Annotated in this window: 23 protein-coding genes; 6 read left to right on the top strand and 17 right to left on the bottom strand. The window is 54.9% G+C overall.

Features of this window, described 5'->3' with window-relative positions; translation table 11 throughout:
• Window positions 1–11 precede the first annotated feature (11 nt).
• Complete coding sequence (rplQ, locus tag NHM04_RS13685; RefSeq protein WP_020210084.1) at window positions 12–407, top strand: 50S ribosomal protein L17; 396 nt, start codon at window positions 12–14, stop codon at window positions 405–407.
• A gap of 78 nt (window positions 408–485) precedes the next feature.
• Here the strand turns inward: rplQ and NHM04_RS13690 are convergent, their stop codons facing one another.
• The 14 genes from NHM04_RS13690 to NHM04_RS13755 form a co-directional block, all read right to left on the bottom strand.
• Entirely contained in the window at window positions 486–1460 is a 975-nt protein-coding gene (locus NHM04_RS13690; protein ID WP_254264322.1) for a glutathione S-transferase family protein, read from the bottom strand.
• A 159-nt stretch (window positions 1461–1619) separates the two neighbouring features.
• On the bottom strand, window positions 1620–3845 hold the full coding sequence (locus tag NHM04_RS13695) for an NADP-dependent isocitrate dehydrogenase (RefSeq protein ID WP_254264323.1): 2226 nt from the start codon (window positions 3843–3845) through the stop codon (window positions 1620–1622).
• Between the two features lie 237 nt (window positions 3846–4082).
• Window positions 4083–4385 carry a DUF2288 domain-containing protein gene (locus tag NHM04_RS13700; RefSeq protein ID WP_254264324.1) on the bottom strand — a complete coding sequence of 101 codons (303 nt, stop codon included), beginning with the start codon at window positions 4383–4385 and terminating at the stop codon, window positions 4083–4085.
• Window positions 4382–5284, bottom strand: coding sequence for a hydroxymethylglutaryl-CoA lyase (locus tag NHM04_RS13705; RefSeq protein WP_254264325.1), 903 nt, complete (start codon window positions 5282–5284; stop codon window positions 4382–4384). The genes NHM04_RS13700 and NHM04_RS13705 overlap by 4 nt, the downstream gene beginning before the upstream one ends.
• 2 nt (window positions 5285–5286) lie before the next feature.
• Window positions 5287–5907: a flavin prenyltransferase UbiX gene (locus NHM04_RS13710; protein ID WP_254264326.1), complete on the bottom strand. Its 621-nt coding sequence runs from the start codon at window positions 5905–5907 to the stop codon at window positions 5287–5289.
• Window positions 5908–5917: 10 nt separating this feature from the next.
• A complete protein-coding gene (gene mpl / locus NHM04_RS13715; protein ID WP_254264327.1) occupies window positions 5918–7279 on the bottom strand; it encodes a UDP-N-acetylmuramate:L-alanyl-gamma-D-glutamyl-meso-diaminopimelate ligase in 1362 nt (453 codons plus the stop codon).
• Between the two features lie 117 nt (window positions 7280–7396).
• Window positions 7397–7714 (bottom strand): hypothetical protein, encoded by a 318-nt coding sequence (locus tag NHM04_RS13720; protein WP_254264328.1) that lies wholly within the window; start codon window positions 7712–7714, stop codon window positions 7397–7399.
• Window positions 7715–7754: 40 nt separating this feature from the next.
• Window positions 7755–8114 carry a hypothetical protein gene (locus NHM04_RS13725; RefSeq protein WP_254264329.1) on the bottom strand — a complete coding sequence of 120 codons (360 nt, stop codon included), beginning with the start codon at window positions 8112–8114 and terminating at the stop codon, window positions 7755–7757.
• Window positions 8111–9832: a S41 family peptidase gene (locus tag NHM04_RS13730; RefSeq protein WP_254264330.1), complete on the bottom strand. Its 1722-nt coding sequence runs from the start codon at window positions 9830–9832 to the stop codon at window positions 8111–8113. Before NHM04_RS13730 ends, NHM04_RS13725 begins: the two co-directional genes overlap by 4 nt.
• A 126-nt stretch (window positions 9833–9958) precedes the next feature.
• Complete coding sequence (ubiB, locus tag NHM04_RS13735; protein ID WP_254264331.1) at window positions 9959–11614, bottom strand: ubiquinone biosynthesis regulatory protein kinase UbiB; 1656 nt, start codon at window positions 11612–11614, stop codon at window positions 9959–9961.
• A 16-nt stretch (window positions 11615–11630) separates the two neighbouring features.
• On the bottom strand, window positions 11631–12239 hold the full coding sequence (locus NHM04_RS13740; RefSeq protein ID WP_254264332.1) for an SCP2 domain-containing protein: 609 nt from the start codon (window positions 12237–12239) through the stop codon (window positions 11631–11633).
• On the bottom strand, window positions 12239–12988 hold the full coding sequence (gene ubiE / locus NHM04_RS13745; RefSeq protein ID WP_254264333.1) for a bifunctional demethylmenaquinone methyltransferase/2-methoxy-6-polyprenyl-1,4-benzoquinol methylase UbiE: 750 nt from the start codon (window positions 12986–12988) through the stop codon (window positions 12239–12241). The genes NHM04_RS13740 and ubiE overlap by 1 nt, the downstream gene beginning before the upstream one ends.
• A 75-nt stretch (window positions 12989–13063) precedes the next feature.
• Window positions 13064–13495, bottom strand: a complete 432-nt coding sequence (locus NHM04_RS13750) for an RDD family protein (protein ID WP_254264334.1) — start codon at window positions 13493–13495, stop codon at window positions 13064–13066.
• Window positions 13496–13505: 10 nt separating this feature from the next.
• On the bottom strand, window positions 13506–14333 hold the full coding sequence (locus NHM04_RS13755; RefSeq protein WP_254264335.1) for a 23S rRNA (adenine(2030)-N(6))-methyltransferase RlmJ: 828 nt from the start codon (window positions 14331–14333) through the stop codon (window positions 13506–13508).
• Between the two features lie 156 nt (window positions 14334–14489).
• On the opposite strand from NHM04_RS13755, the gene NHM04_RS13760 reads away from it, so the two are divergent.
• The 4 genes from NHM04_RS13760 (at window position 14490) to NHM04_RS13775 (ending at window position 22577) form a co-directional block, all read left to right on the top strand.
• Window positions 14490–16211 carry an autotransporter assembly complex family protein gene (locus NHM04_RS13760; protein WP_254264336.1) on the top strand — a complete coding sequence of 574 codons (1722 nt, stop codon included), beginning with the start codon at window positions 14490–14492 and terminating at the stop codon, window positions 16209–16211.
• Complete coding sequence (locus tag NHM04_RS13765) at window positions 16208–19735, top strand: translocation/assembly module TamB domain-containing protein (RefSeq protein ID WP_254264337.1); 3528 nt, start codon at window positions 16208–16210, stop codon at window positions 19733–19735. The genes NHM04_RS13760 and NHM04_RS13765 overlap by 4 nt, the downstream gene beginning before the upstream one ends.
• 247 nt (window positions 19736–19982) lie before the next feature.
• Window positions 19983–20798 carry a formate/nitrite transporter family protein gene (locus NHM04_RS13770; RefSeq protein WP_254264338.1) on the top strand — a complete coding sequence of 272 codons (816 nt, stop codon included), beginning with the start codon at window positions 19983–19985 and terminating at the stop codon, window positions 20796–20798.
• 57 nt (window positions 20799–20855) lie between these two features.
• Window positions 20856–22577, top strand: a complete 1722-nt coding sequence (locus NHM04_RS13775; RefSeq protein ID WP_254264339.1) for a bifunctional protein-serine/threonine kinase/phosphatase — start codon at window positions 20856–20858, stop codon at window positions 22575–22577.
• A gap of 49 nt (window positions 22578–22626) precedes the next feature.
• Here NHM04_RS13775 and NHM04_RS13780 read toward each other — a convergent pair whose 3' ends face one another.
• From NHM04_RS13780 to NHM04_RS13790, 3 genes are read right to left on the bottom strand one after another with little or no spacing between them, the layout of a single operon-like run.
• Window positions 22627–23031, bottom strand: a complete 405-nt coding sequence (locus tag NHM04_RS13780) for a phosphate ABC transporter substrate-binding protein (RefSeq protein WP_254264340.1) — start codon at window positions 23029–23031, stop codon at window positions 22627–22629.
• Window positions 23032–23045: 14 nt separating this feature from the next.
• Window positions 23046–24263, bottom strand: coding sequence for a porin (locus tag NHM04_RS13785; RefSeq protein WP_254264341.1), 1218 nt, complete (start codon window positions 24261–24263; stop codon window positions 23046–23048).
• A 25-nt stretch (window positions 24264–24288) separates the two neighbouring features.
• Window positions 24289–25893: a methyl-accepting chemotaxis protein gene (locus tag NHM04_RS13790; RefSeq protein WP_254264342.1), complete on the bottom strand. Its 1605-nt coding sequence runs from the start codon at window positions 25891–25893 to the stop codon at window positions 24289–24291.
• A 276-nt stretch (window positions 25894–26169) separates the two neighbouring features.
• Here NHM04_RS13790 and NHM04_RS13795 point away from each other — a divergent pair, with 276 nt between their 5' ends.
• Window positions 26170–26382 (top strand): DUF2061 domain-containing protein, encoded by a 213-nt coding sequence (locus NHM04_RS13795; RefSeq protein ID WP_254264343.1) that lies wholly within the window; start codon window positions 26170–26172, stop codon window positions 26380–26382.
• Window positions 26383–26387 lie beyond the last annotated feature (5 nt).

Raw genomic sequence — 26387 nt, forward strand, 5'->3', positions numbered from 1 at the left:
GATTTAGCGTCATGCGTCATCGTCATAGTGGCCGTAAACTGAATCGTAACAGTTCGCATCGTAAAGCGATGTTCCGCAACATGACCATTTCATTGGTTGAGCACGAACTGATTAAAACAACTCTGCCCAAAGCCAAAGAGCTGCGTCGTTTTGCCGAGCCTTTGATCACTTTGGCCAAAAAAGACAGTGTAGCGAATCGCCGTTTGGCTTTTGCTCGTCTGCGTAATGCCCAAGCGGTTGGTAAATTGTTTACCGACCTGGGTCCGCGCTACGAAGCTCGCCCCGGTGGTTACCTGCGTATTTTGAAGTGCGGTATGCGTGCCGGCGACAATGCCACCATGGCTTACGTCGAGCTGGTTGACCGCCCTGCAAATGCTGTTGCTGAGGAAGTGACCGAAGCCGAATAAAATCGGTTTTTCACTGCCTACGTAAAAAAGCCGGCTTGCCGGCTTTTTTACGTTCTGCTGTTTTATTCAGGCTTTATTTTAGCCTCGCCCATGAGGTTGCTCCAGAGGTTCAAGCTCAGGCCCTTGCGGAACAATACCGGTCGGATTGATCATGGTGTGGCTGCGATAGTAATGGCCCTTGATATGCTCAAAGTTAACTGTCTCTTTTACCTCTGCCCATTGGTATAACTCACGGGTAAACCCCCATAGGTTCGGGTAATCGGCAATGCGTTTGATGTTGCATTTAAAGTGACCGTGATAAACCGGATCAAAACGTATTAGAGTGGTGAATAAACGCCAATCCGCTTCGGTGATCATGTCGCCGGTTAAATACCGACTCCGCCCAAGCCGTGTTTCCAGCCACTCCAAACTCTGGAACAGTTCTGTTACCGCCTCATTGTAAGCGTCTTGCTTGGTCGCGAAACCGGCCTTGTACACGCCATTGTTAACGGTGTGATAGACCCTGTCGTTAACTTGCTCAATTTCATTTCGGAGCTTTTCTGGGTAGTAATCTCCTGGCTCAGCTCCTAAGCGATCAAACGCGCTGTTAAACATGCGAATGATGTCGGCCGATTCGTTGCTGACTATCCGTTGTTGTTGTTTGTCCCACAACACAGGTACCGTCACGCGGCCTGTGTAATCGGCCTTATCGGCGGTGTAGATTTGATGTAAAAACTCCGCGTTGCGTACAGGGTCGGCGATCACGCCGGGAGCGTCTTTAAAAGTCCAACCGTGTTCTGCCATTAGCGGGTTGACGACCGAAATATCGATAAATTTTTCTAGACCTTTAAGCTTGCGAAAAATAAGTGTGCGATGAGCCCAAGGGCAGGCGAGAGAGACGTAGAGATGGTAGCGTCCAGCTTCTGCTTTAAAGCCACTGTCTCCGGTTGGTCCAGCGCTGCCATCAGTAGTCACCCAGTTGCGATACTGGGCGTTACTACGAACGAATTTTCCCTCGGTTGAGTCGGTGTCGTACCATTTATCCTGCCAATTACCTTCTACTAATAAGCCCATGTTGACTCCTAACAGTTCTCGATAGCCTAAGGTTAGAAGTTTGCCGTACAGAAAAACACCGGAAAAGCTGTGGGTTGTGATTGAAAAAAGCGATCAGACACAAAAAAGCCGGGGTAACCCCCGGCTCTTAGCTGTTTGCAAAAACGTTAAAGGTTTTACTTACAGCGAATCGACAATCGCGTTTAAGGTGTTGCTGGCACGCATGGCGGCCGAGGTTTTAGCGTCGTCGGTTTTGTAGTAGCCGCCGATGTCTACCGGCTTACCCTGGGCGCCGTTAAGCTCTGCCATGATTTTATCTTCATTACTGGCCATGTCGCTGGCGACTTTGGCGAAGCGCTCGGCGAGCTCTTTGTCATCGGTCTGACTGGCCAGAGCTTCGGCCCAGTACATGGCGAGATAAAAGTGGCTGCCGCGGTTGTCGATTTCACCGACTTTACGGCTGGGCGACTTATTCTCGTCCAGGAATTTACCTGTGGCTTTGTCCAGCGCCGCACCGAGTACACTGGCTTTGGTGTTGCCTGTGACTTGGCTATAGTGCTCAAGGGAGGCGGCCAGGGCCAGGAATTCACCCAGTGAGTCCCAGCGCAAGTGGCCCTCTTCGGTAAATTGATCCACGTGTTTCGGGGCAGAGCCACCGGCGCCGGTTTCAAACAGGCCGCCGCCGTTCATCAGCGGTACGATAGAAAGCATCTTGGCACTGGTGCCCAGCTCCAGAATCGGGAACAGGTCGGTCAGGTAATCACGCAGTACGTTACCGGTCACCGAGATGGTGTCTTCGCCGTCTTTGGCGCGCTGTAAGGTAACGCGAGTCGCTTCAACCGGAGAAAGAATGCGGATATCCAAGCCTTCGGTGTCGTGCTCTGGCAGGTAGGCTTCTACCTTTTTAATCAGCTCCGCATCGTGGGCGCGGTTTTTATCCAGCCAGAAAATGGCCGGGCTGCCAGTGGCGCGGGCGCGGTTAACGGCCAGCTTGACCCAGTCTTTGATGGGGGCGTCTTTTACCTGGCAGGCGCGGAAAATATCACCCTCTTCTACTGGTTGCTCCAGCAGAGTCTTGCCGTCTGCATCGATAATGCGCACAGTACCAGCGCCCGACATCTCAAAAGTTTTGTCGTGCGAGCCGTACTCTTCCGCCTTCTGTGCCATCAGACCTACGTTAGGCACGCTCCCCATGGTGGTGGGATCGAAGGCTCCGTTTTCCTTGCAGAAGTTGATGGTCTCGGCGTAGACACCCGCGTAGCAACGATCGGGAATGGTGTATTTGGTGTCTTGCAGGTTACCTTCCGGGCCCCACATTTTGCCCGAAGAGCGAATCGCAGCGGGCATAGAAGCATCGATGATTACATCGTTAGGCACGTGCAGGTTGGTAATGCCTTTGTCCGAGTTCACCATGGCCATTTCCGGACCGGCGGCATAGATGGCTTTAATGTCGGCTTCAATGGCCTCGCGCTTGTCGGCGGGCAGCCTTTGAATATTGCTCAGCACGTCGGCAAAGCCATAGGTTGGGTCGACACCCAGCTCTTTAAATTCGGCGCTGTATTTTTCAAACAGGTCTTTAAAGAAAACACTGACCGCGTGGCCGAAGATGATGGGGTCAGAGACCTTCATCATGGTCGCTTTCATATGCAGAGAGAAAAGCACGCCTTCTTCTTTGGCGTCGCTAATGGCCTGGGCCAGGAACGAGCGCAATGACTTGGCGCTCATGACGGCGGCGTCCAGAATTTCGCCGGCTTGCAGAGCCAGGCCGTCTTTTAGGATTTCTTTGCTGCCGTCGGCCTTTTCAAATTCGATTTTCGCGGTGGTGGCGGCCGGCAGGGTCACGGATTTTTCGCTGCCAAAAAAGTCGCCTTCGCTCATGTGCGCGACATTGGATTTAGAATCTTTAGACCACTCGCCCATAGAGTGCGGGTTTTTGCGGGCGTAGGCTTTTACCGAGGCGGGTGCGCGGCGGTCAGAGTTGCCCTCGCGCAGTACCGGGTTTACCGCCGAGCCTTTCACTTTGTCGTAGCGAGCGGCAACGGACTTTTCTTCGTCGGTTTGCGGGTTTGAAGGGTAGTCGGGCAGTTTATAGCCTTTGTCCTGCAGCTCTTTAATCGCTTCTTTAAGCTGAGGGATAGAGGCGCTGATGTTCGGCAGTTTAATGATGTTTGTTTGGGGCAGCTTGGCCAGTTCGCCCAGCTCGGCCAGGGCGTCGCTCTGGCGCTGCTCGTCGGTCAGATATTCCGGAAATTGGGAAATAATACGGCCGGCCAGCGAGATGTCTTTTAGCTCAACTCCAATGCCTGACACTTTGGTATAGGCCTCGATAATCGGGAGGAGCGACTGGGTGGCCAGTGCCGGAGCTTCGTCGGTTTTGGTGTAGATAATCTTTGAATCTGTAGCCATTCTTCTACCTGTGATTGTAAAGAGGGTATCTTCAGAGGCCGGATGAGACCGGGCGGGCCGGGGCAAAGCACCGGGCACAGGTAAAGCGCAATCCCGCGCAGGCTGTTCATCCTCAACTGGCCACTTGTGGCGGCCAATACTCGACAACAAGCCTCTGCATTGGAGGAGGCGGCATTATAGCAGCACACAAGCCGCTTCGCACTCTGCGAGGCTGGTGGTATAGGGTGGATGCGAACTTTAGGGTTTTTCCTGCACCATTACCCAGGGTTTGATCACGACGGCCCAGAGCAGGGCGTCGGCCTCAAACCAGGCTTGGGCTTGCTCGTCGCTGACGGGCCCAACTTGGCCTTCGCTCATCCAGTGCTGAATTTGCGCGGCATTGTCTTTGGCCATCTCAGTGGCGACCCGAGTCAGGTCCAGCTCGGGGGCGACAAAAACCGCCCTGCCGCCGGCGAAAAAACGCTGTAAATCCCGCCAGGGGATCTGCGCGGTTTCGAGGTTAACTTTGGTTTGCAGTATGTCGTCGTGTTGGTCGGTCATGATGCTTTGTTTAATAGCGCCACTGCGGCGCGGCTATTGTTGGTTTTATTCAGTGAGCGGCAAATATTGGCGCCAGCGCGAGCGACCTTATTGATGTCTACCCCGTGCTCTATACCCAAGCCGTTTAACAGGTATAGCACGTCTTCCGTGGCGACGTTGCCGGTGGCGCCTTTGGCGTAAGGACAGCCGCCGAGACCTGCAACCGAAGAGTCCGCAACCGCAATACCTTGCTGTAAGGCCGTATAAATATTGGTAAGTGCCTGGCCGTAGGTGTCGTGCATGTGTACCGCCAGTTTCTCTGGGGCGATTCGCTTTAGCAGGGTTTTAAGTAAGGTTTGCGTGCTGGCGGCGGTGCCGGTACCGATGGTGTCACCCAGCGAAATTTCGTAGCAGCCCATGCTCAGCAGCTCTTGTGCGATCTCCAGGCACAGCTCTGGTGTTACGGCTCCACTGTAGGGGCAGCCAAGAACGCAGGAGATATAGCCGCGCAGAGGGATGCTGTGCTCGCGGGCGGCGCTAGCCACTTCGGCAAATTTCGCCAGGCTTTGCTCGATGCTGCAGTTCAGATTCTTTTGGCTAAAGGCTTCGCTGGCCGCCGCGAATATCGCCACCTCGCTGGCGTTTGCCTGTCGGGCGCGTTCGAAGCCTTTCAGGTTGGGGGTCAGGGCGCAGTAGCTAACGCCGGGTTTGCGCCTAAGATTCGCAAACACCGCTTCGCTGTCTGCCATCTGCGGCACCCATTTCGGGTTTACAAAAGCTCCAGCTTCTATGCGAGTCAATCCTGCGTCTGCAAGGGCATGAATTAACTCGAGCTTATGGATAAGCTCGATATTACCTGGCTCGTTTTGCAGTCCATCGCGCGGGCCCACTTCAACGATAGACACTGTTGAGGGCAGCAAGACTACTCTTCACCCCAGCGAGGCATCAGGTCCTGCTCCAGTCCTAATTGGTCAAGAATACGAGCGACAACAAAGTCGATCAACTCTTCAATGGTAGCGGGCTGCATGTAAAAGCCGGGGCTCGCCGGTAGTACCACTGCGCCCAGCTGGGTGAGCTTAAGCATGTTCTCCAGGTGTATTGCCGAGTAGGGAGTTTCCCGCGGCACCACAATTAATTGGCGGCGCTCTTTTAGGGCGACGTCCGCCGCGCGCTCAATCAAGTTATTGCTGGCGCCGCTGGCAATGGATGACAGAGTGCCGCCGCTTGCCGGGCAAATCACCATAGAGGAGGGAGAGCTGGAGCCCGAGGCCACTGGCGAGAACCAGTCATCGCGGCCGAACAGGGTCAGCTGCTCATCACTTGCTCCATAGCGCTGGCTTAAAAAAAGTTGCTGCTCTTCAAGATTGGTGGGTAAATCCAAATCTGTCTCGGTACGTATGACTACCTCAGCGGCGCTGGATAACAGCAAATACACATTGCAGTCTGCCGCCAGTAAACACTGCAGCAAGCGCAGGCCGTACTGAGCACCCGAAGCGCCGGTCATGGCCAGGGTGATGGTGCGGTTTTCACTAGGGCTCGTCATGGTTATTCCGTCACAGGGCATGTTTGTTCAGTTGCGCCACCAGCTTTTGATGTAAGCCACCGAAGCCGCCGTTGCTCATAATAACAATATGCGTATCCGGTTCGGCCAGGGCCAGGGCATCGTGAATTATGCTGTCCAAGTCATGGTATAGCTTTGCCGGTACCGGCGAGTGGTTGACCACATCAGCCAAGTCCCAATCGGTATCCGGAGGTTGGTACCAGAGTACATCGTCGGCATCGACGCAGGCGGGTGCTAGTGCACTTTTGTGGATCCCCAAACGCATGGTGTTAGAGCGCGGTTCAATTATAGCGATTATTTTGCCGTCACCCACTTTGGCTCGCAGCCCCGCCAAGGTGGTTTGAATGGCGGTGGGGTGGTGGGCAAAGTCATCGTAAACCTTAATATGATGGGTATCGGCAATGCACTCCAGGCGGCGTTTTACACCTTTGAATTGTTGCAGCGCGCGCGCGCTTATCTCCGGCGTGACGCCGACATGCCGCGCCGCCAAAATGGCTGCCAGTGCATTGCTGACGTTGTGCTCGCCGTTTAATTCCCAGTGCACGTCGGCCTCGACTTTTGAGCCATACATAACACTGAACTTGGACCCATCCGGGTTGATATTGCGAGTGCTCCATTCGCCCAGATCGCCAATGGTTTCAGACTCGCTCCAACAGCCTTGCGCGATAACCTGCTCGATAGCTTCAACGCCCGCAGGGTAAATGACCCGGCCGTTGCCGGGCAGGGTGCGCATCAAGTGGTGAAACTGGCGCTGAATATCGGCAAGAGAATTGAAAATATCGGCGTGGTCAAACTCAAGGTTGTTGATAATTAACGTGCGCGGCAAATAGTGCACAAACTTAGAGCGCTTATCGAAAAAGGCGCTGTCGTATTCGTCCGCTTCAATCACGAAAAAAGGCGTGTCTCCTAAACGGGCCGACACGGGAAAATTCTGGGTCACGCCGCCGATCAAAAAACCGGGGCTCATACCGGCGTATTCTAAAATCCAGGCGAGCAAACTGGCCGTGGTGGTTTTGCCGTGGGTGCCGGAAACGGCCAGTACCCATTTGCCTGGCAGTACGTGCAGGCGCAACCACTCGGGGCCAGAGGTATAGGGAATGCCGCGCTTAAGTACGGCCTCTACCGCCGGGTTGCCGCGACTTAGCGCATTGCCAATGATCACCAAGTCTGGCGCTGGCTCTAATTGCGCGGGGTCGTATCCGCTGATTAATTCTATACCGGACTGCTCCAGCTGGGTGCTCATGGGCGGGTAGACGTTTTGATCCGAGCCGGTCACTCGGTGGCCCAGCTCTTTCGCCAGGCAGGCCAGCGAGCCCATAAAAGTGCCGCAAATGCCGAGAATATGAATATGCATGCGATGTTAAAACCAGAGAAAAACTTGTGGCGAGCTTAGCATAATGGTGCGGTGCGGGGTACGGCTGGACTAAAGAGCTGGGTCCAGCCATCGGTAGAGGAATAACCTCAGGCCGGATTAATCGCGCTTGAGCTTATGCTCGTCGTGTTGGTGGTGCTCACCGGGTAGGGCATCGGCGGCATTTTCCTTGGCATTGTCGATCTTGTCGCCCGCTTCTTTTTTGGCGTCTTTAACCGAATCTTTAACGTCGTCTTTGGCATCCTTCGCAAGCTTTTCGGCATCGCAATTGCCGCTGACACCCACGGTGGAGTCGAGGGCGGCATTGCGCGCCGCCTTCTTGGCATTGCAATCAATCAGTTCTGGCTTTTTTAACTCGGCCTGGGTGTAACCGGCTGCGGCGAGCAAACACAATGTATGGGGCAGTAGCTTTTTCATCTCATCTCCTTTGCTGTGCAAGAGTGAAAAATCAGTATAGCTACATTGCGGCGCAATGAGCGCTTTGCAGCACCCATTGTTTGTCAGACTCCTCGTGCTTGAGAATGCACTGGCCGTTTTCCAGCCACAGGGTGAAGTGGTCGGGCCTGTCCATGGTAAGGCCAGCGCCGCCCTGATTTTGCAGGCTACTTGGCGTGGGCGCGTCGATAATCAGGCGCGGGCTGTGGGTGAGCGCCTGCGCGGATAACACCACTTTAGTACCCAGGGCGCGCGATACCGTGGAGGTTAATTCGGCGCGTGTGGCATCGCTGGGCGCCACCAATAGCGCCGGCGCGCTGGTTTCGGTTAAATACTGGCACGCGGCGAGCAAGCTCGCCGCCGCTAAAACCAGCGCCCTCACTGGGGCTGCCTCAAGATGCTGTCGCCCATACCCGGCGGCTGGTAAACAACGCCGTCGCGCGCGCCCACTTGCTTGGCCTTTTGCAGCTGAGAGGCCTGGCCTTTGGCGCTGGTGCCCGCGGGGCAGCTGCCGGTATTGCGATAGTGCAGGGCAGCGGCCAGACGCGCTTCGGCCGGATCGCCCAGCAAGTTATTCAGATCGTCCGCCACCAGACACCCTGGCAGTTCGGCCCGGTTGCTGCTGTTGGCAGCGCCGGGGAAAAAGCCGTCGGCATAGTCGCCAAAGCCTTTGGCGTTACTGCCCTTAAACTGGGTGGTGAAGTAAGACAAACCACAGTTATGCACCATGTAGGCGCCGTAGGGTTTGCCGCAGGTGGCGCCGCCAATTAAGACCACCTCGACATCAATGCCGCGCAGGCCGTTAATTACTGACTCAGAGGCCGAACAGGTGTTGCCACCACTGAGCACAAAGACACGATTCAAATCGAGAGTTGGCAACGCCTGGCCCGGTGCGAGAGAGAAGCCCTGGGTGGTGCTATGAAACTCCATGGGGGTAAGTTCGGCACCGGTAAATGGGTCTACCTCGGTGTGCTTGTCGTTAAACTCGGTAATGGTGAAGGTTTTACCTGCTGCCTGACTACCGGCAATCATATAGCCGAGCTCGCTGGCGATATCCAGGTAGCCGCCGCCGTTGTAGCGCATGTCCAGCACCAGGTCGCTGACGCCCGCGGCGCTCAGCTCACTGATGGCGTAGGTTAGCTCTGCTTCGGCGGTGGCAATATGGGTGTTAAAAAGTATATAGCCAACCTCTCCGGTCGGCGTGCTGATAACAGACGCCTGGTTTACCGCTGCGATGGTTACCTCGCCGGCGGTCAGGGTAATCTCGCGGGTGGCGTTACTGTTTAAATCCTGCACGGTAAAGGTGTGGCTTTCACCCATGCTGCTGGGGAAAAGTCCGGCGTTAAGGGTGTTAACCCCAGCTTCGGTGTTGTCATTGACCAGGTCCACACCATCGACGGCCAGTACCCGTGCGCCGCGCTGCAAGTTCGCCTGGTCGGCGGAAGAACCCGGCTCTGTGTAAACGACTACCGCTTCGCGTGGCGGCAGGCTGGATAAGAGCGCCCATTGCACGCCATAGCCGACCGATACACCGGATTCTTGACGCACCAGATAAGAGTCGGTTTCGTCGTACCAGTGAAATTGGTCTTTGGCGTTGCCCGACGCTGTAGTGGCCGTGGTTTTTTGCAGATTAAAGTAGGTGATGGTGTCGTAGGCGCGGGGGTTTAAGTCCTCCACCTCGTCGTACCAGAGGTAAACCTCGTTGGTCAGTGAGCGCAAAAACGCATTCTCATCAACATAAGAGCCCGGTTGATCCGGGTAGGGTTGGTCACTGTAAGGGGCGATGCCTGTGCGCGGCGCGGCGCATTGGTCGCGGAAGTTTTGTCGCGGCGGGTACACGCCCTCTACCCAGGTGTAGTCCTGATTGTCGACGCTGCTGGACGACGAGGAGCTGCTGGAGGAAACTGACGATGAACTGCTGCTTTGCACTGAACTTGACGATTGGTTGGGGGGAGAGACGGGCGACGGTTCGTCGTCATTGATGCCGTAGTAGTCCTGCACCCGGTCCAGAGTGGTGGTATTGCTGCCACCGCCACAGGCGCTCAAGCCGAGCACAATGGCGCCAGCCAACAGGGTTTTAAAAGTTTGAGGTGTGTTCATCGCAAGCTTATCTCCATGCTGCTTCGTTATTTAATTGTCATTTCCTAGAAATTTTATCTGTCCAGATCTTACCAGCCCGCGCTGCACTATTCATAGCACAGAGTTCATAGCACTAAGTCGTGAGTCCTAGCGCCGAATCGCGAGTAAAACCAAGCCTAGCCCCGATAGTAGCCAGGCTGCGATAGGGACATCGGCGAAGCTTATGCCCTGGGTCAGGTCTAAATTTTGTGCCTCGGGCCAAAGCAATGCCGTCGCCCCTGCCAGTGAGGCCAGCGCTGCCAAGGTGAGACGCCGACGGTTCGCGGCGCGGCGCTCCCGGCGCTTGGCTTGAGCTCGGTATTCGGCCAGCTCGCCGCGTAAATCGTCCAACCGCTGCACTTGCTGCAGACCGTTAAACAGCAAATGTGGCACCTCGGGGAATTTTTCCATCCACTCGGGTCCGTAACGCTTTAGGTCTTGCCACAGGGATTTTGGGTGAAAGCGATTCTTCAGCCAGCGCTCTAAAAACGGATGCGCTGTGGCCCATAGATTGAGCTCTGGGTAGAGTTGCCGGCCCAGCCCTTCAATATTGAGCAGGGTTTTCTGCAGCAACACCAGCTGCGGTTGTACTTCCATATTAAAGCGCCGTGCGGTGCGGAACAGGCTGAGGAGCACATGGCCGAATGAGATGTCTTTCAGCGGCTTTTCAAAAATGGGTTCACACACCGTGCGGACCGCCGCCTCCAGCTCTTCAATCCGGGTAGTCTCGGGTACCCAGCCACTTTGCACATGCAGCTCGGCCACCTGGCGGTAGTCGCGGCGAAACATCGCTAGCATATTGCGCGCTAAGTAATATTGGTCGGCGCGGTTGAGCGAGCCCACAATCGCCATATCCACAGCAATATATTGCGGTTGGGTCGGGTGCTGGCGGGAAACAAAGATATTGCCCGGGTGCATATCGGCGTGGAAAAAATTGTGCTCGAATACCTGGGTAAAAAAGATTTCTACCCCGCGCTCGGCAAGCTTTTTCATGTCCGTGTCTTGCGCGTGCAGCTCGTCGAGGTTGGTCACCGGTATGCCCGATATACGTTCTAATACCAGCACTTTGCGACGCGTGTAGTCCCACATGACCTCGGGAATATACAGCAGGGGCGAATGCAAAAAGTTGCGTCGCAGCTGCGAGGCATTGGCCGCTTCGCGCTGTAAATCCAGCTCGTCGAAAATAGTGGTGCGATAATCCTCGACCACTTCTATAGGGCGCAGACGCTTGCCATCGGCGCTGTATTTTTCCACGAGGCGAGCGATCAATTCCAGCAGACGGGTGTCTTGCTGGATTATCTTTTCGATGCCGGGGCGAATAGCTTTCACAACCACTTCGCGGCCGTCGTGTAGAACCGCCGCGTGTACCTGCGCCACCGACGCCGATGCCAGAGGCTCGCGATCAAACTGCTGGAAGACGTTGTCGACGCTGTCGCCTAACGAATCTTCCACCAGCTGGCAGAATTTCTCTTTGGCAAACGGGGGTACGCGATCTTGCAGGGCGCTCAGCTCGGCGATGATATCCGGTGGTACTAAATCCGGGCGGGTGGACAGCAGCTGCCCGAATTTAATAAAGATAGGCCCCAGAGATTCCATTGCCAGGCGCAGCCGTTCACCGCGGGTTAAATTGCCTGCAGGGATCAGTGCCAGGGGAGCCAACAGCATTCGCAGCCACCAGGGCAGATTAGCGCGCAGCAAGAGCAAATCGAGACGGTAGCGGGCAAAAGTGGCCAGAATGGTGAAAAGTCGCAGCACGCTGGTCATGGGTGGATATCAGTCCTTAACAGGCGCTAAGCAGCCGGTTTATCCGCGCTTCAAGACGGTCGAGCGCCTGGCGGGTATCGTTAATGTCGTCGCAAAACAATTCAAATTCGTTGCGTCCTAGGGCCTGAGCACCCTCTTCGGTCAGGTATTCGCCGCCGAGTTGTTGCGCACTATCGGCGCGCGCGCGGCTCCAGCCAGCGGCACGGCGCACTTGCTTGGCAATCATGTGGGCGGGCAGGGTGCCAATTATATCGGCCAGGGCCATTTCCCAATCGATATCCAGGCTTTGCAACAGCGCTTTTAATTCGGCCAACAGTTGCGGTGAGCCTTCCAGCTGCACGCCTGTGCCGTAAAGGCTGGTGGAATCGCTGCGCAGTAACTTGGCTAAATCCGCAGCTGTCCCCTCAAGGGAGCAGGTGATCTCGCCATCGAAGTGTTGCTGAATACGAATGGGGTCGCCCAGCAGAATATAGATATCGAGCGCGGGAGCGGTGCAGTGTATTGCCAGAGTTTTGCCGCTTAAGGCGCGCAGGCGCGCCCGGCTACCCGGGTCGTACTCCAGTGCCCGCGCGGCGGCTTTTTCCCCAGCGCTTGCCAGCGCCGCTATGGCCGTGGCATCCAGCATCAGGGCTTGATGCCGCTGTGCAGAGCCACCACGCCGCCGGTCATATTTTGGTACTCGGTGAGCACAAAACCGGCGTTGTCCATCATGCCCCGCAGGGTTTTCTGATCCGGGTGCATGCGAATGGATTCGGCCAGGTAGCGATAGCTGTCAGCATCTCCGGTAACCCACTTGCCCATATTGGGCAAAATTTTAAACGAGTAGGCGTCGTAAGCTTTTTCCAGCAGTGGATTGGTGGGCTTGGAAAATTCCAGCACCAGCAGTTTGCCGCCAGGTTTTAGCACTCGCAGCATGGAGCTTAAGGCCAGGTCTTTATCGGTCACGTTGCGCAGGCCAAAGGCGATGGTAATGCAGTCGAAGGTGTTATCGGCAAAGGGTAAAAACTGCGCGTCTGCCTGGGCTACGCTCAGGTTGCCCGCTACGCCTTTATCCAGCAGCTTATCGCGGCCCACCTTGAGCATAGAGTCGTTAATGTCTGCCAGTACCACCAGGCCATCGGCGCCCACCTGGCGGGCAAACTGGTAGGAAAGGTCTCCGGTGCCGCCGGCGATATCCAGCACTTTTTGCCCCGCCCGCACGGCGGCCTTTTCAATTGTCAGGCGTTTCCACAGGCGGTGCACCCCGCCGGACATTAAATCGTTCATCAGGTCGTATTTGCCCGCTACCGAGTGAAATACACCGGCGACGCGCTCGGCTTTTTTCTCCACGTCAACTTCTTCGAAACCGAAATGGGTGGTTTTTTTGTCGCTCATAGCAGGCCTTTTGTGCAGCGCATAATCATGCGGCGGAAAACGGTGGCAACATTGTACATTGATGCTGCGGGTGCGTCAGCGCTGGCGCTCGATTACCACAGTGCCGGCGAGCTTGTCGTGCCAACCCTGCTTGCGGCTGTCCAGGGCTATCCAGACAAAGCCCAGCAATAAAAAGAAGGCCGAGATGTAGTAGCTCAGGTAGCGAATCAGCAGTTGCCAGGGGGTGGGCTTTTGCAAAGTGGTGGCATCGACGATCACCGCATCCACAATCATTTTGCCCGGCGTGGCCGATTTAAGTAGCCAGAACAGCAAGGTGAAGGCGGCGGGTAGGCCATAATTGACCCAAAAATTTTCCGCGCTCGCCATCAGCATGGCAAGCCAGTCGCCACTATGGCGGTATAGGCCCATAGTGATGGCGATTAAAATCGGCAGGATGACCAGTGAGTCAACTAAAAAGGCGATAAATCGACGCCAGAAACCTACATAGCGAGGTTGCTGTGGGGCCATAGCAGAACTCCTAGTCTTTTAACTGTTCAATCCGAAACTGGGGTGTTGCACTTAATTGCCCGGCCAGCCACGGCAGGGCGGTTTGCATTTGTTCGCGCAGCGTCCAGGGCGCATTGACGGCAATCATACCGCTGGCGGTCATACCGTGGCCATGGTTGTCGGGGCTTATCCCCAATTCAAACAGCTGTATATTGCTCATCTCGCTGCCGCACAACTGCTTTTCCAGGCTGTTGATAGTGCCTCTATCCACCACTGGATACCAGAGCAAAAAGCAGCCGGTGGCCATGCGTTTGTGTGCCTGCACCAGAGCGTCAACCACCAAGCGATAGTCGCTTTTGATTTCATAGCTGGGGTCAATTAACACCAGGGCGCGGCGGGTGGGCGAGGGCAAAAGCCGCTTTAACCCGGCAAAACCATCGGTATTGCTGCTGTGAATACGCTTGCTCTGTCTGAACCTTGTGTTTAGTAAGCGGTAATCACTGCTGTGCAGCTCAAAGAAATAGGCTTCGTCCTGTGGGCGCAGCAAGTTTGCCGCCAGCTGCGGCGAGCCGGGGTAGTACTTTAAAGCGTTGCGATTAAATGCGCGGATGGCGTTCAGGTAGTAATCCACCACCGGCGGTGCGCCACTGATATCGTAAAGACGTGCAATGGCGGCGAGGTACTCGGCATTTTTTTCTTTCTCGCTGGTCAAGGCATAGGCGCCAGCGCCACTGTGGGTGTCAATTACCCGCAAGCCGGTGTCTTTGCGTTGCAAATAGCCTAGGCAGTTGAGATAAACGCAATGTTTGAGAATGTCGGCGTGATTGCCGGCGTGAAAACTGTGGCGGTAACTGAGCATGTTGAAAGGCCTTGTACGAAGCAGGCGATTATAGACCGAAAGCCGTGCCCGCGCGGTAAAAACTGCGGGGTGACTACCTGGGTTTTTGCGTAGGTGATAGCGCTTTGGCGATGGTAGACTGTGAGACTGATTAAGAGAAGTTGGAACGGGAGTGTTATGTCTCAAGGCTGGACAAAGCTGTGGTGGTTGTTTGCGCTATTGGCTGCGCGCGCAACTGCAGCTCCCGAACTGGTGTTGTCCGGTGGCAGCGATCAGCTGCGCGATAACATTCGCGCCTATTTGAACGTCGAGAGTCAGTCCTGCCGGCTGGCTCGCTGGCACGTGCGCGCCCTGGGCGAAGAACTCGATCGACGCATGACCGAAGCCGCCCAGGCGCTGGGGTATTACCAGCTGGAGGCGGAAAAAACTTTTGATCGCACCGAAGACTGCTGGCGCCTGAGCCTGGCGCTTACGCCTGGGCCTGTGGTTACCTACGAGCAGGTAGAAATTTTGCTGGAGGGCGAGGGGCAGAATAACAGCGCCTTGACTAAATTAGTTAACGACACTCGCCTCAAGCCCGGTGCGCCGCTCAATCATGGCACTTACGAATCTTTTAAAACCCGTTTGCTGCAGACCGCCAGTGCGCAGGGTTTTTTTGATGCCAAACTGGTGCGCTCTGAAGTGCTGGTATCGCAAGAGCAAAACAGCGCGCGCCTGCATTTAATCCTCGACACCCGAGCCCGCTACCGAGTCGGTGAAATTACCGTTAATCACGATATTCTGCGCGACAGTTTGATTGATCGCTATATCACTTTAGAGCGCGGCCAGGAGTACCGCTCGGAGGATTTAGTTAAGCTGCGCAGCGAGCTACAGGCGAGCAATTATTTTGGCTCGGTAAGTGTTAAACCGCAGTTAAACGCGCTGGAAAACGGCGAAGTGCCGATTCATATCGAACTGTTAAAAGGCCCCAAGCACAGCTACTCGGTGGGTGTTGGTTACGCCTCGGATATTGGCCCGCGCATTTTGCTGGGCTATGAAAACCGCTATATCAACAGTCGCGGTCACAGCCTGGATGCCACGGTTAACGCCTCGGAAGTGATTACCACCTATCAGGTGGGCTACTCCATCCCTATGGCTCGCCCGGCCTACGAGGTGCTGCGTCTGTATACCGGGTTTAGTCAGGAGGATATCAACGATTCGGTCAGTAACCGCCTAGCCACGGGCTTGAATTACTCCAGCTGGGAGACCAGCCAGTGGTTGAATAATTTTGGCCTGAGCTACGAGGAAGAAGAGTACAAATTTGGCGATGCACCCTCGAATACCTCGGAGCTGATTATCCCCGTGTACTCCACCTCCTATTCCAGCTCTACGGATGTGCAGTACCCGCGTCGGGGCTGGAATATTATGCTGCGCGTAAAAGGGGCCAGCGACGCCTTGGTTTCCAGCACTGACTTTGCGCAGGTTTATTCGCGGGTAAAATTTATTTTGCCGTTAGGGGATGGCCGCCTGCTGTTTCGCGCAGAAGGTGGCGTGACCGAGGTGGACGACTTTAGCAAGTTGCCCATTTCGCAGCGCTTTTTTGCCGGCGGTGATGCCAGCGTGCGCGGTTATGATTACAAAACTTTGGGCCCCGTCAACGACGACGGCATAGTGATTGGCGGCTCGCGGCTGTTAACCGGCAGCGTGGAGTACGACCATCGAATCTATGGGGATTTCTCCCTAGCCACTTTTTACGACGAGGGCACCGCCTTCAATAAGGGTTATCTCGATCCCTACCGCGGCGTCGGTGTAGGCGTGCGCTGGATTTCTCCGGTGGGGCCGGTGCGCGCCGATATTGCCAAAGCGTTGGACGGCGACGAAGGCTGGCGTGTGCACTTAAGCGTGGGGCCGGATTTGTGATTAAACGCTTAGTACTGCGCAGTATTCTGTTTGTGGTGGTACTGGCCATGTCGTTGCTGTGCGCCGTCACCATCCTTATTGCTACCGAGCCTGGCACCCGTTGGTTGCTGACTAAAGTGCGCGAAGCCACAGGCGCCGAGCTGACCCATGTGCAGGGCGCGCTGCTGCGCGGCGTGCAGCTTAAGGACATTCGCTATCACACCGAAGCGCTGCAGCTAGACGTGCAGCAGCTGGATATCGCCTGGCACCCGGTGGGGGTGCTATGGGGAGTTTTGATAGTCGACCAGCTCTATGTGGATGGCGCTAAGGTAAATATTCCTATCAGCGAGTCGGCCCCCGCAAACGATACGGAATTTCAGTGGCCAGATCTGGGCGTTCCTGTGTCCCTGGTGGCATCGGATGTCAGTCTGAATGGCATTCAGGTCAACTATGGTGAGGAAGGCTACTCGCTGGACAATATCAAGGCCGGGCTAACCTACGGACCGCGCTCTCTTACCATCGATAAGCTGGACCTTGCCACCGCTGGGCAGACTTTATCGCTACAGGGGCAGGCCAGTCTCAGTTACCCCTACAGTCTGGAGCTGAGCGCCGCCGCCCACATGCGCGTGTCCGAACAAACCCCCGCAGCCACTGATGTGACCCGTTTTGTTCCCGAGGTTTTGTATCGCAACGAATTGCAGGCGGAGCTTGAAGCACACGGCAATATTGCGCAGCTGGAGTTCACCTTGGCGACGACTCTCCCGGCTGAGATTGAAGCCCAGGGGCAGTGGAAGACCGGGGTGGAAAATGCCCCCGATTTACAGGCTACCCTGACCGCGCCGGTACAGCCGGTGGCCGCCTACTGGGCCGATGTTGCGGCGGTAGAGGACATGCAGGCCGGCGGCGAACTCACCGTAAACGGCTGGCTGGATGATTACCGGGCGCAGTTTAATGGCCAGTACACCTTGGTCGGCTATCCGGCGGTGGATGTGCAGCTGGACGGCGAAGGCAATTTGCAGGGCATCGTGTTGCCAAAAATTGAACTGGCGGCCGACCCCATGCAGTTATCGGGCAGTGGCAATGTGCAGTGGCAGGAGCTGGTCGCCTGGGCTTTGGAGGCTGAGGTCGAACAACTTAACCCGGCGCTGGTGCTGGAAGGCTGGCCGGGGCAAATAAACGGCAGTTTTAGCACCAGCGGCCGCTGGCAAAACAGCGAACTAAGTCTGGATGCCTCGATTAAGCGTTTAAGCGGCAGCTTGCGCGGCCTGGCGGTGCAGGGCTCGGGCGCTGCCAGCCTCGCACAAGAACGCCTGCAGTTAACGTCGGTGCAGTTATCTCTGGGCGGCAATTTACTGCAGGTGAACGGCCATATTGGCGATACCTTTGGCCTGGACTGGAACCTGCGCGCGCCTTTGCTAGAGCAGATTGATCCGCGTATCGGCGGGCAGTTGGATGCCTCCGGGCACTTGGGTGGCAGTCGCCAAAGCCCCCAGCTTGAAGGCGGCGCCACGGCGGTGGATTTACACTGGGGCGATAATCGGATTGAGCAGCTGGCGCTGGAATCTCAAGTGACCGATTTGCAGCGTCAGGCGCTGTCTCTGCAAGCCGAGGCCCAGGGCCTTGAGCTGGCCGGCAGTCGCTATCAGAGCGCCAATGTGTCGTTTACTGGCAGCCCGTCAGAACATCAGTTAACGGCCAGTTTACTGCAGGATCAATTCGCCCATGGTGAAACCCAAATCAGCGGTGGCTGGGATGGGCAGCAATGGCAGGGGCAATTGCGCCAACTATCGATAACCACGCCCTATGTTCGTCCCATGGAGCTGAAAAGCCCTGTCGCAGTTACCGCGGCGGCCGAGCGGGTGACGGTGAGCGATTTCTGCCTGCTGACTCGCAGGCAACAAACCGGGGAGGTGCAGTCGTCGGCCTGCGTCACAGGCAAGTGGCAGCAGGGCCAGGGTGCTGCCGGTGAGCTTGCCGTGGAGCGTTTGCCGCTAAATTTGTTGCGTCGCTGGCTCAAAGAAGAGGTAGATGTTGAAGGCTACCTCCAGGGGCAGGGCAAGTTCAGCTGGGCTGAAGGGGGCGTCCCCAAGCTCAATGCTGACTTTAGCGCGGTGGGCGGCGCGTTTATTTACCGCCTCAACGACACCGAGAGCGATCGCTACCCGCTGGATGAATTTGGTCTGCACATTCAGCAGCAGGATACTCGTTTAACCGCCACCGCCGAGCTGGCGTTTACCGACTATGGCAGTGTCAATGCCGAGCTGCTGGCTCAGATGGACAGCAAGCATCTGCAGGGCGAGGTGTTGGCGCAAATGCAAAGCATCTCGCCACTGGAGGCGCTGTTGCCTGCTGTGCGAGATATAGAGGGGCGGCTGGATGCCCGCGCGCAAATATCCGGCACCTTTTCCGATCCACAGCTAGTGGTGGATGCCAGTGTATCCGGCGCAGCCTTCGAGGCGCCCTCGCTGGGGGTTAGCTTTACCCAGCTCAACGCTACCGTGCAGGGTAATCAAGACGACCTAACCGCTGAGGTCAACACCCGTGCAGGGGAAGATGGCAGTTTGTCACTGCAGGCAAAGGCCGAGCAATTGCTGGAGCCGCAGTGGCAGGTGCAGGCCTCGCTTACTGGCGATTACGCTCATGTGATGGACAGCGAGTTGCTCAACTTATATTTCACTCCAGATTTACAGCTGCAGGCGAGCGCCGAGCGTATTGATGTCAGTGGTCGCGCGTTGGTGCCCGAGGCGCATGCGGTTATCAATACCTTGCCGGTGTCGGCCACCAAGGTGTCCGACGATGTTGTGGTTATCGACGCTGAAGATCCTCAGAATCAGGGTAATATTCCAGTTTACGTAAACGTGGAGTTTGCTCTGGGGGATAAAGTCAGTTTCGATGCCGCTGGTTTTAAGGCCCGCTTGGGCGGTGAGCTGAGTATCGACAAATCACCCGAGCGCGCCCTTTTTGCCCTGGGCAATATCAATATTATCGATGGGCGCTTTCAAGCCTACGGCCAGGATTTAACCATCGAAAAAGGCACCTTGTCTTTTCAGGGGCCCATGGACAATCCGGGGCTGAATGTCACCGCTACCCGCGAGGTGGAAGAGGTTGAGGTAGGGTTGATTATCGGTGGTACCTTGCAAAACCCCACCAGCGAGATCTTTTCCCGCCCACAGCAAACCGAAAGTGATGCCATGAGTATGCTGTTTACCGGCAAACCTATCAGCGGGGCATCATCGGGTGAGGCCTCTATGCTGGTGAATGCCATTGCCAAGCTCGGGATTAAACGCGGTCAGTTTGTCGCCGATGATATTGCCGGGCGTTTCGGTCTGGACGAATTGACCATTAAATCCGACGACGATGTCAAAGACAGCAGCTTATGGCTGGGTAAATATCTTACCGAAGATTTGTACGTGCACTATGCGATCGGGCTGTTCGATAGCATTTCAACTGTGGGCCTGACTTATTTTATTTCCGATAACCTTCGCCTGGAGGCTGAATCCGGCGAAGTACAAAGTGCTGACTTAATTTTCCGTATGCAGAGGTAAGTTTTGGTGCGCGTGCACCGCTATATTTTTGCATTTGCACTGAATTTGCCCTCGATCTGTCCATCCTTTAAAGCGCTAATTTTGGTCGCTTGCTTTAATGTGGTGCGTTTTTGGGGCAGCTCCTGCCACTTGATTTTCAGTGCTTACTTATTTCTCTATTGAAATCAGTTGGTTACTGATTCTTTTACGCTTGGCATAAGGATTGCCAATTAGGGTTTGACTGCAACTTTAATTGGAAGGAAAACCCATGGCTTATATTGAACCCTCCGAGTTCGTCACCAAGATGGTCGACTCCGGCGAGCAGAAAGTGTACATGTCCACCAAGGACACCCTAATCCGCGCATTTATGGCCGGCGCGATTCTCGGCCTGGCGGCAATGTTCGCGATTACCGTGATCGTCAAAACCGGCAGCCCACTGATTGGCTCGTTGCTCTTCCCGGTGGGCTTTATCATGTTGTACCTGATGAAGTTCGACCTTCTAACCGGGGTGTTTACCCTGGTGCCTCTGGCGTTAATTGATAAGCGCCCCGGCGTCACCTTTGGCCAGGTCATGCGCAACTGGGGGCTGGTGTTTTGTGGCAACTTTGCCGGCGCGTTAACCGTCGCCTTTTTTATGTCGTTTATCCTTACCTACGGCTACAACGTAGATGGCGGCGCCCTGGCGGCCAAAGTGGGTGAGATTGGTGAGTCCCGTACCGTGGGTTATCAGGCTCACGGCCTGGATGGCTGGATCACCATTTTTATTCGCGGCATGCTGTGTAACTGGATGGTATCCATGGGTGTTGTCGGTGCCATGGTGTCTACCTCGGCTACCGGTAAAATGGCGGCTATGTGGATGCCGGTAATGCTCTTCTTCTTTATGGGTTTTGAGCACTCTATTGTGAACATGTTTTTGTTCCCCTTCTCTATGATTATGGGCGGTGACTTCACGGTAGCGGATTACCTGCTGTGGAACGAGTTGCCCACTGCTCTGGGTAATTTGGTGGGCGGCTTCCTGTTAGTGGGCTTGCCCTTGTACTACACCCATGTGCGTACCAGCCCCGAGCGCAGCATCGGCCGCTAAAACGCGTACAGTTGAGACTCCGTCCACCATTGGTGGGCGGAGTTTTTTGGTTGATTCATGAACGATAAGTTACAAGTGCGTATTGGCCAATGCACAGACAAAGGCCGCAAAAAAATCAATCAGGATTTTGTCGGCGCTTGTACTCCCAACGAGCCGCTGCTCAGCAGCAAAGGCATTGCGATCGCATTGGCCGATGGGATCAGTAGCAGTCACGTCAGCCAAGTGGCCGCCGAGACGGCGGTATCGAGTTTTCTCGACGATTACTATTGCACCTCGGATGCCTGGTCGGTAAAGAACGCCGCTCGCAAAGTGTTGCAGGCCACCAACTCCTGGCTGTACTCGCAAACTCGCAATAGCCCTTACCGGTTTGAGCGCGACAAGGGTTATATCTGCACTTTTTGCGCACTGATTTTAAAATCCAATACCGCGCATCTTTTTCACTGTGGCGACAGCCGTATTTACCGTATCGCGGGTGATGCGCTGGAACCTCTAACGGAAGATCACCGCCGCCGCATCGACGCCAACACCAGCTACCTGACACGCGCGCTGGGGGTGGAATATACCCTTGAGCTGGATTACCAACAGCTGAACCTGCAAGAGGGCGATCGCTTTTTGCTCGCTACCGATGGCCTTTATGAGTTTGCTTCGGCGGCAGAAATTACGCGTATATGGCAAGAGCATGCCGCGGACTTAAACCGCGCCGCCCGAGCCATGGTGGACTTGGCGCTTACCAATGGCAGTGATGACAACCTGAGCGTCCAGCTGTTACAGGTGGATAGTTTGCCGCTTCGTGGTATGCATGAAGTTCAGCAGCAATTGCATAGCCTGCCGCTGCCGCCGCGCCTGCAGCCGCGCATGGAGTTTGATGGTTACAAGGTACTGCGCGAGATTTATATCTCCAGTCGCAGTCATGTGTTTTTGGCCGAAGATTTAGAAACTGGCGCTAAGGTAGTGGTCAAAACACCCTCGGTGGAAATGCGCAGTCAACCAGAGTACTTAGAGCATTTTTTAATGGAGGACTGGATTGCGCGGCGCATTGATAATGTCCATGTCTTGAAAGCCGCCGAGCGTTCGCGCGCCAAGCGATATTTGTATATCGCCACCGAATACATCGAGGGACAGACATTAGTGCAATGGATGCGCGACAACCCTCAGCCCAAGCTCGAAATTGTGCGCGATATTATCGAACAGGTAGCCCGTGGTCTGCAGGCGTTTCACCGCCAGGAAATGATTCATCAGGATCTGCGTCCTAACAATATAATGATCGACACCGAGGGCACGGTAAAAATTATCGACTTTGGCGCAACACGGGTAGCCGGTGTGGCCGAGACGCAGACACCTACTAACGAGATACCTGGCACCGCACAATTTACCGCCCCTGAATATTTTAATGGCGAGGCCGCCGGCGCTTACTCGGATATTTTTTCGCTCGGGGTAATCACCTACCAAATGCTCAGCGGCGATCTGCCTTACGGCACTTCTGTGGCGCAGGCGGCCAGTGGCCGGGCGCGACAAAACCTGCAGTATCGCTCTATGATCCCTAAGCGCAAAGGTATTCCCCCGTGGGTCGATGCCGCTATTGCCAAGTCGGTGCAGGTTAAACCCGCAAAACGTTACCGCGAGCTAAGCGAATTTATAATGGATTTGCGGCGGCCCAATCGTCAGTTTTTAAATCAAACCAAGCCGCCTTTGATCGAGCGCGATCCGATAAGATTTTGGCAGGGACTATCTTTATTGCTCTTTGTACTATTGATTGTCAGCCTGACAAAAAACCTATAAAAAAGCCGGCGCAATGCCGGCTTTTTCTTTCTCAGTGCGAGTTCTTTGATCAGGGTGTCAGCACCACCTTGACAGAAGCATCCACTTCGCTGGAATCAATATAGCCAATCGCTCCCGGCGTGCTGGCTACTGCCGCTTTTACGGCAGCGGTAGAGTCCAGGGTACGCGGCGGCTGCCCTTTACCGGTAAAAACCTGTTTTGACCAAAACGCGTTTAGCTGGGCCTGTGAGCGCCCCGTGACTTTATTGTGAAACTCTTCGCGCAGTGCCTGGCCCGACTCCAGGTCAATCGGGTCAGCGCTCTGCCCGTTGGGCAGTGACTTGCTGCGGCCGATAAATAAATCTCTCACCTGGTTGGCGTCCATGGCATCGGGGCCAGAAGGGTTGGTTATAACCACCACCTCGGCGCAGGTAAAGGGTGCGAGAAAAGACAGGGCTAATAAAAAGTTACGCATCTTCTTTTCTCCTGTTAGAACGCTGAATCGATTTTAATGGAGTACACGTCGATATCATCATAGGCAATACTGGGAGCAACATTGCCAGGTAAATCGCCGCCGGTATCGCCAAAGTCAGTGGCGCGGGTGACATCGAATTTTACCGCTACATTACTCATGGCATCCCAGCGTAGCCCCAAGCTGTACGCCGTGCGCTCTGAATTTTGCACATCTGAAAGCGCCAGCGCGCTTAGCTGACCAAATAGCGGGCTGCCGGGGGTGTTAATCGCATTAAAAATAAATTCGCGCGAATAAGGGCGCTCATCATCGTCGGTTGATTCTTGCATTGAGTAAGTAAAGTAGGGGGCGAGGCTACCAAAGGTATAGGCGAGGGTAATATACCCCGAGTCTGTATCCGGCGTAGGCCCTTCAATTTCCAAGCGAGTAAACTCGGAGATAACCTGCAAGCTGCCGTTGTTGTAACTGGCGCCCAGGCCGTAAAAATCGGTTTTTAGATCATCTCCGCCAATGGTGATTTCAGAGGTGGCGAGGTTGCCGCGCAGGGTCCAGATAAAATCGGTCCAGGTGGCCGAGCCGCCAAACAAATCGTTTACCTCCAGGCGAACCGCTTGCCCGAGGTTGCTGATGTCTTCTTCTGACTCGCCCATAAATGCCTGGAAAGTGAGGGTGGACATATCAAAGTTGACATCGTAAAGGCCGTCGATACCCGTGTAACTGGTGACAGGTACATTGCCATAAACTTCTTCAGGGGGGCGAATCCAGGGCTGGGCATAGCCTACTTCCAACGAATCGGAATACATAAACAGGGGCAGGCGCATTTTACCGGCGCGCATTTTAAACACCGGGGTAAATTGATGGCTAATGTAGGCCCATTCAATGCTAGGGTCCCAGTCGTCGTTGCCGCGCCCGACCAACTGCATAGTAACTTCGGTTTTGTCGGTCAAAGTGAAAGCGCCCTGTAAACCGAACAAGCTCTCGGGGTTAAAACTGCCCTCTTCGGTGTAGCCGGCATAGCCGCCATCGTTGCTCGCCAGGCCGTAGCCGACACTTAAAAAACCGTTAAAGCGCAGGCGGTTGTCGTCTGGCTTGTTAACTTGTGTTTGCAGGTTTTGTACCTGCTGTTCCAGTTGATCGATACGCTCGTCACTGGTCTGAGCGACACTGGCGTAGCTACAGATCACGCTGCTCAACGCTAATGCCAGCGCTTTTTTGGTGTGTTTAATAGGTTGCATGAATGACTCTCCCTCGAAGTGTTATTTACACTTTAAATTGCGATGCTACCTTGCCCAGCCGTTGCGAAATGTCGTCGATATCCTGACAGATTTCATTCATGGCGCTGGTACTGCTGGTAACGGTTTCGGTGTTTTGATGAATGTTGGTGACATGTTCGAGAACTTGGTTAAAGGTATGGCCTTGCTCTTGAGTGGCGCTGGCGATTTGTTCGTTAAAGGTGCTGATTTCTTTAACGCTGGTAAGAATGCTGCGCAGCGACTGCTCGGATTCGCGGGTGGCTTCCACGCCAGTATTGGCCCGTTCAACACTGGCCTCCATAGCGCTTACGGCGCTCTGAGAAACCTGTTGCAGTTCGCTGATCACGGTGTGAATTTCTTCGGTCGCTTGGCGGGTGCGCACAGCCAGGTCACGAACCTCGTCTGCCACTACCGCAAACCCCCGACCGTGTTCGCCAGCGCGCGCGGCTTCAATGGCAGCGTTGAGTGCCAATAAGTTGGTTTGCTCCGCCACGTTTTGAATGGTGTTGAGCAGTTGGCCAACATCGTTGCTAAAACCGTCAAACTTATTAACCACCTCTGCCGAGTTGCGTACGTCTCCGGCAAGTTCGGTAATAGTTTGTACATTGGTATTTAGTGTCGCCTGGCTCTGAGCGGCCGTCTGGTTAATTTCCCCGGCCTGCGCCGAGGCGTTGCGGGCAAAACCCGCGACTTGCTCAACACTGCTCATCAAGTCTTCAATAGCGTTGCGCGTGGCGGATATGGCTCGCGCCTGAGCGCCAATTTCATCCACATTTTTATCGCTGGTGGCGGTTAATCGGGTGGATACCGAACTTAGCGAACCCACGTCCTGTAACACTTCAGCAAAGGAGTGATGGAGCTTGGCAACAAATATATTGAAGTTTTCGACCAGTTCGAGAATTTCATCGTTGCCCCGATAGTCAATGCGTGAGGTCAAGTCTCCCTCACCCGAGGCCATTTCATGCAGCGAGTGAGATACCTGTTGCAGGTTACGGGTAATGGAACGGCCGATAATAAGGCTGAGTATCACCAGGGCAATGACGGCTGCCAGAGAAATACCCAGGGATATGCGGCTGGCCTGAGCCGAACTGTCAACAGTGGTGCCAATGGATTGGGTAAACGCGCGCTCGTTGGCCAGTTTCATCTGCTCCAGTTGCCCGCGCAGTTTTTCTAGGCGGTCCGCATTGCGACGGGCAGTATCAGCGATTTTGGAAAAATCCACCGTGCCGTCAATAAAACTGCGGGCGATCTCGATGGCGTTGTTGTACCAGGTGGTGAGCAGGTTCTTTGTGTCGCCGATCTGTTGTTCAGTATTGAGCTCGGCCAGTTTGTCCAGATTGGCGCTGATAAGTTGATACTGCTTTTGCGCTGCGGTTAAAGGCTCGGTATCGCCAGTGGTCACTGCCGAGTTAATGTACTGCTCCATCAGCAGCAGACTGCCGAGATTGACTGTGGTGAGCTCAAGGCTGGGATAAAGCTTGCTTTGGACATCGCGCAGACGCGCAGCATTGTCTTTTTCTACCAAAAGCGCGTAGCCCTGACTGACCACGAACGCAATTAGCGCAATGGCAACGATCAGCAAAAGCTTATGAGATATCTTTAATTTCAGCACGGGCAGTCCCTGATGGTGTGGCTTCAGCAATTTGTTATCGGCCGCTTTGGCGCAACGTTAAGGCGAAGCGGCGAATTGTTTTGCTTTTATTGTGTATAGCAACGCGCCGGGCAGGGCGCAAATGAAGGGGTTTATGGGGCGGCGGGGCTAAACCATGCCGCTTGATAGCTTGGGGCTATTTAATGGATTTATCTAATTGCTTTGAGGGGTTAAATGAGAGTGGTTATTATTATCTCAAGGTTGTTAATTCACTCAAACTTTTAACCGGAGGCGGTAATGACTAAGACAATAACCTTCGCAGTATTGCACTTCACCGTCGCGTTCACAGTGACTTACCTGTTAACCGGCGATATTTTGATCGGCAGCGCCGTGGCCTTGGTAGAGCCGGCCATCAACACCGTGGCTTTTTACTTCCACGAGATGGGGTGGAATCGCTGGGGTGGTAATAAAGAGACTGTGACAGAGGTGTTCGCCCAGCGGGCAATGTAGAAAAG

The organism is Gilvimarinus sp. DA14 (genome assembly GCF_024204685.1).
In the GTDB taxonomy this organism is placed as follows: Bacteria; Pseudomonadota; Gammaproteobacteria; order Pseudomonadales; family Cellvibrionaceae; genus Gilvimarinus.

Excerpts from the sequence above, each read along its gene's own strand:
- NHM04_RS13700 (WP_254264324.1), bottom strand. The coding sequence starts at position 4,385 with ATGACCGACCAACACGACGACATACTGCAAACCAAAGTTAACCTCGAA.
- NHM04_RS13730 (WP_254264330.1), bottom strand. The coding sequence starts at position 9,832 with ATGAACACACCTCAAACTTTTAAAACCCTGTTGGCTGGCGCCATTGTG.
- NHM04_RS13750 (WP_254264334.1), bottom strand. The coding sequence starts at position 13,495 with ATGGCCCCACAGCAACCTCGCTATGTAGGTTTCTGGCGTCGATTTATC.
- NHM04_RS13690 (WP_254264322.1), bottom strand. The coding sequence starts at position 1,460 with ATGGGCTTATTAGTAGAAGGTAATTGGCAGGATAAATGGTACGACACC.
- NHM04_RS13775 (WP_254264339.1), top strand. The coding sequence starts at position 20,856 with ATGAACGATAAGTTACAAGTGCGTATTGGCCAATGCACAGACAAAGGC.
- NHM04_RS13740 (WP_254264332.1), bottom strand. The coding sequence starts at position 12,239 with ATGCTGGATGCCACGGCCATAGCGGCGCTGGCAAGCGCTGGGGAAAAA.
- NHM04_RS13695 (WP_254264323.1), bottom strand. The coding sequence starts at position 3,845 with ATGGCTACAGATTCAAAGATTATCTACACCAAAACCGACGAAGCTCCG.
- NHM04_RS13770 (WP_254264338.1), top strand. The coding sequence starts at position 19,983 with ATGGCTTATATTGAACCCTCCGAGTTCGTCACCAAGATGGTCGACTCC.
- NHM04_RS13785 (WP_254264341.1), bottom strand. The coding sequence starts at position 24,263 with ATGCAACCTATTAAACACACCAAAAAAGCGCTGGCATTAGCGTTGAGC.
- mpl (WP_254264327.1), bottom strand. The coding sequence starts at position 7,279 with ATGCATATTCATATTCTCGGCATTTGCGGCACTTTTATGGGCTCGCTG.
- NHM04_RS13720 (WP_254264328.1), bottom strand. The coding sequence starts at position 7,714 with ATGAAAAAGCTACTGCCCCATACATTGTGTTTGCTCGCCGCAGCCGGT.
- NHM04_RS13795 (WP_254264343.1), top strand. The coding sequence starts at position 26,170 with ATGACTAAGACAATAACCTTCGCAGTATTGCACTTCACCGTCGCGTTC.
- ubiB (WP_254264331.1), bottom strand. The coding sequence starts at position 11,614 with ATGACCAGCGTGCTGCGACTTTTCACCATTCTGGCCACTTTTGCCCGC.
- NHM04_RS13760 (WP_254264336.1), top strand. The coding sequence starts at position 14,490 with ATGTCTCAAGGCTGGACAAAGCTGTGGTGGTTGTTTGCGCTATTGGCT.
- rplQ (WP_020210084.1), top strand. The coding sequence starts at position 12 with ATGCGTCATCGTCATAGTGGCCGTAAACTGAATCGTAACAGTTCGCAT.
- NHM04_RS13755 (WP_254264335.1), bottom strand. The coding sequence starts at position 14,333 with ATGCTCAGTTACCGCCACAGTTTTCACGCCGGCAATCACGCCGACATT.
- NHM04_RS13780 (WP_254264340.1), bottom strand. The coding sequence starts at position 23,031 with ATGCGTAACTTTTTATTAGCCCTGTCTTTTCTCGCACCCTTTACCTGC.
- NHM04_RS13710 (WP_254264326.1), bottom strand. The coding sequence starts at position 5,907 with ATGACGAGCCCTAGTGAAAACCGCACCATCACCCTGGCCATGACCGGC.
- ubiE (WP_254264333.1), bottom strand. The coding sequence starts at position 12,988 with ATGAGCGACAAAAAAACCACCCATTTCGGTTTCGAAGAAGTTGACGTG.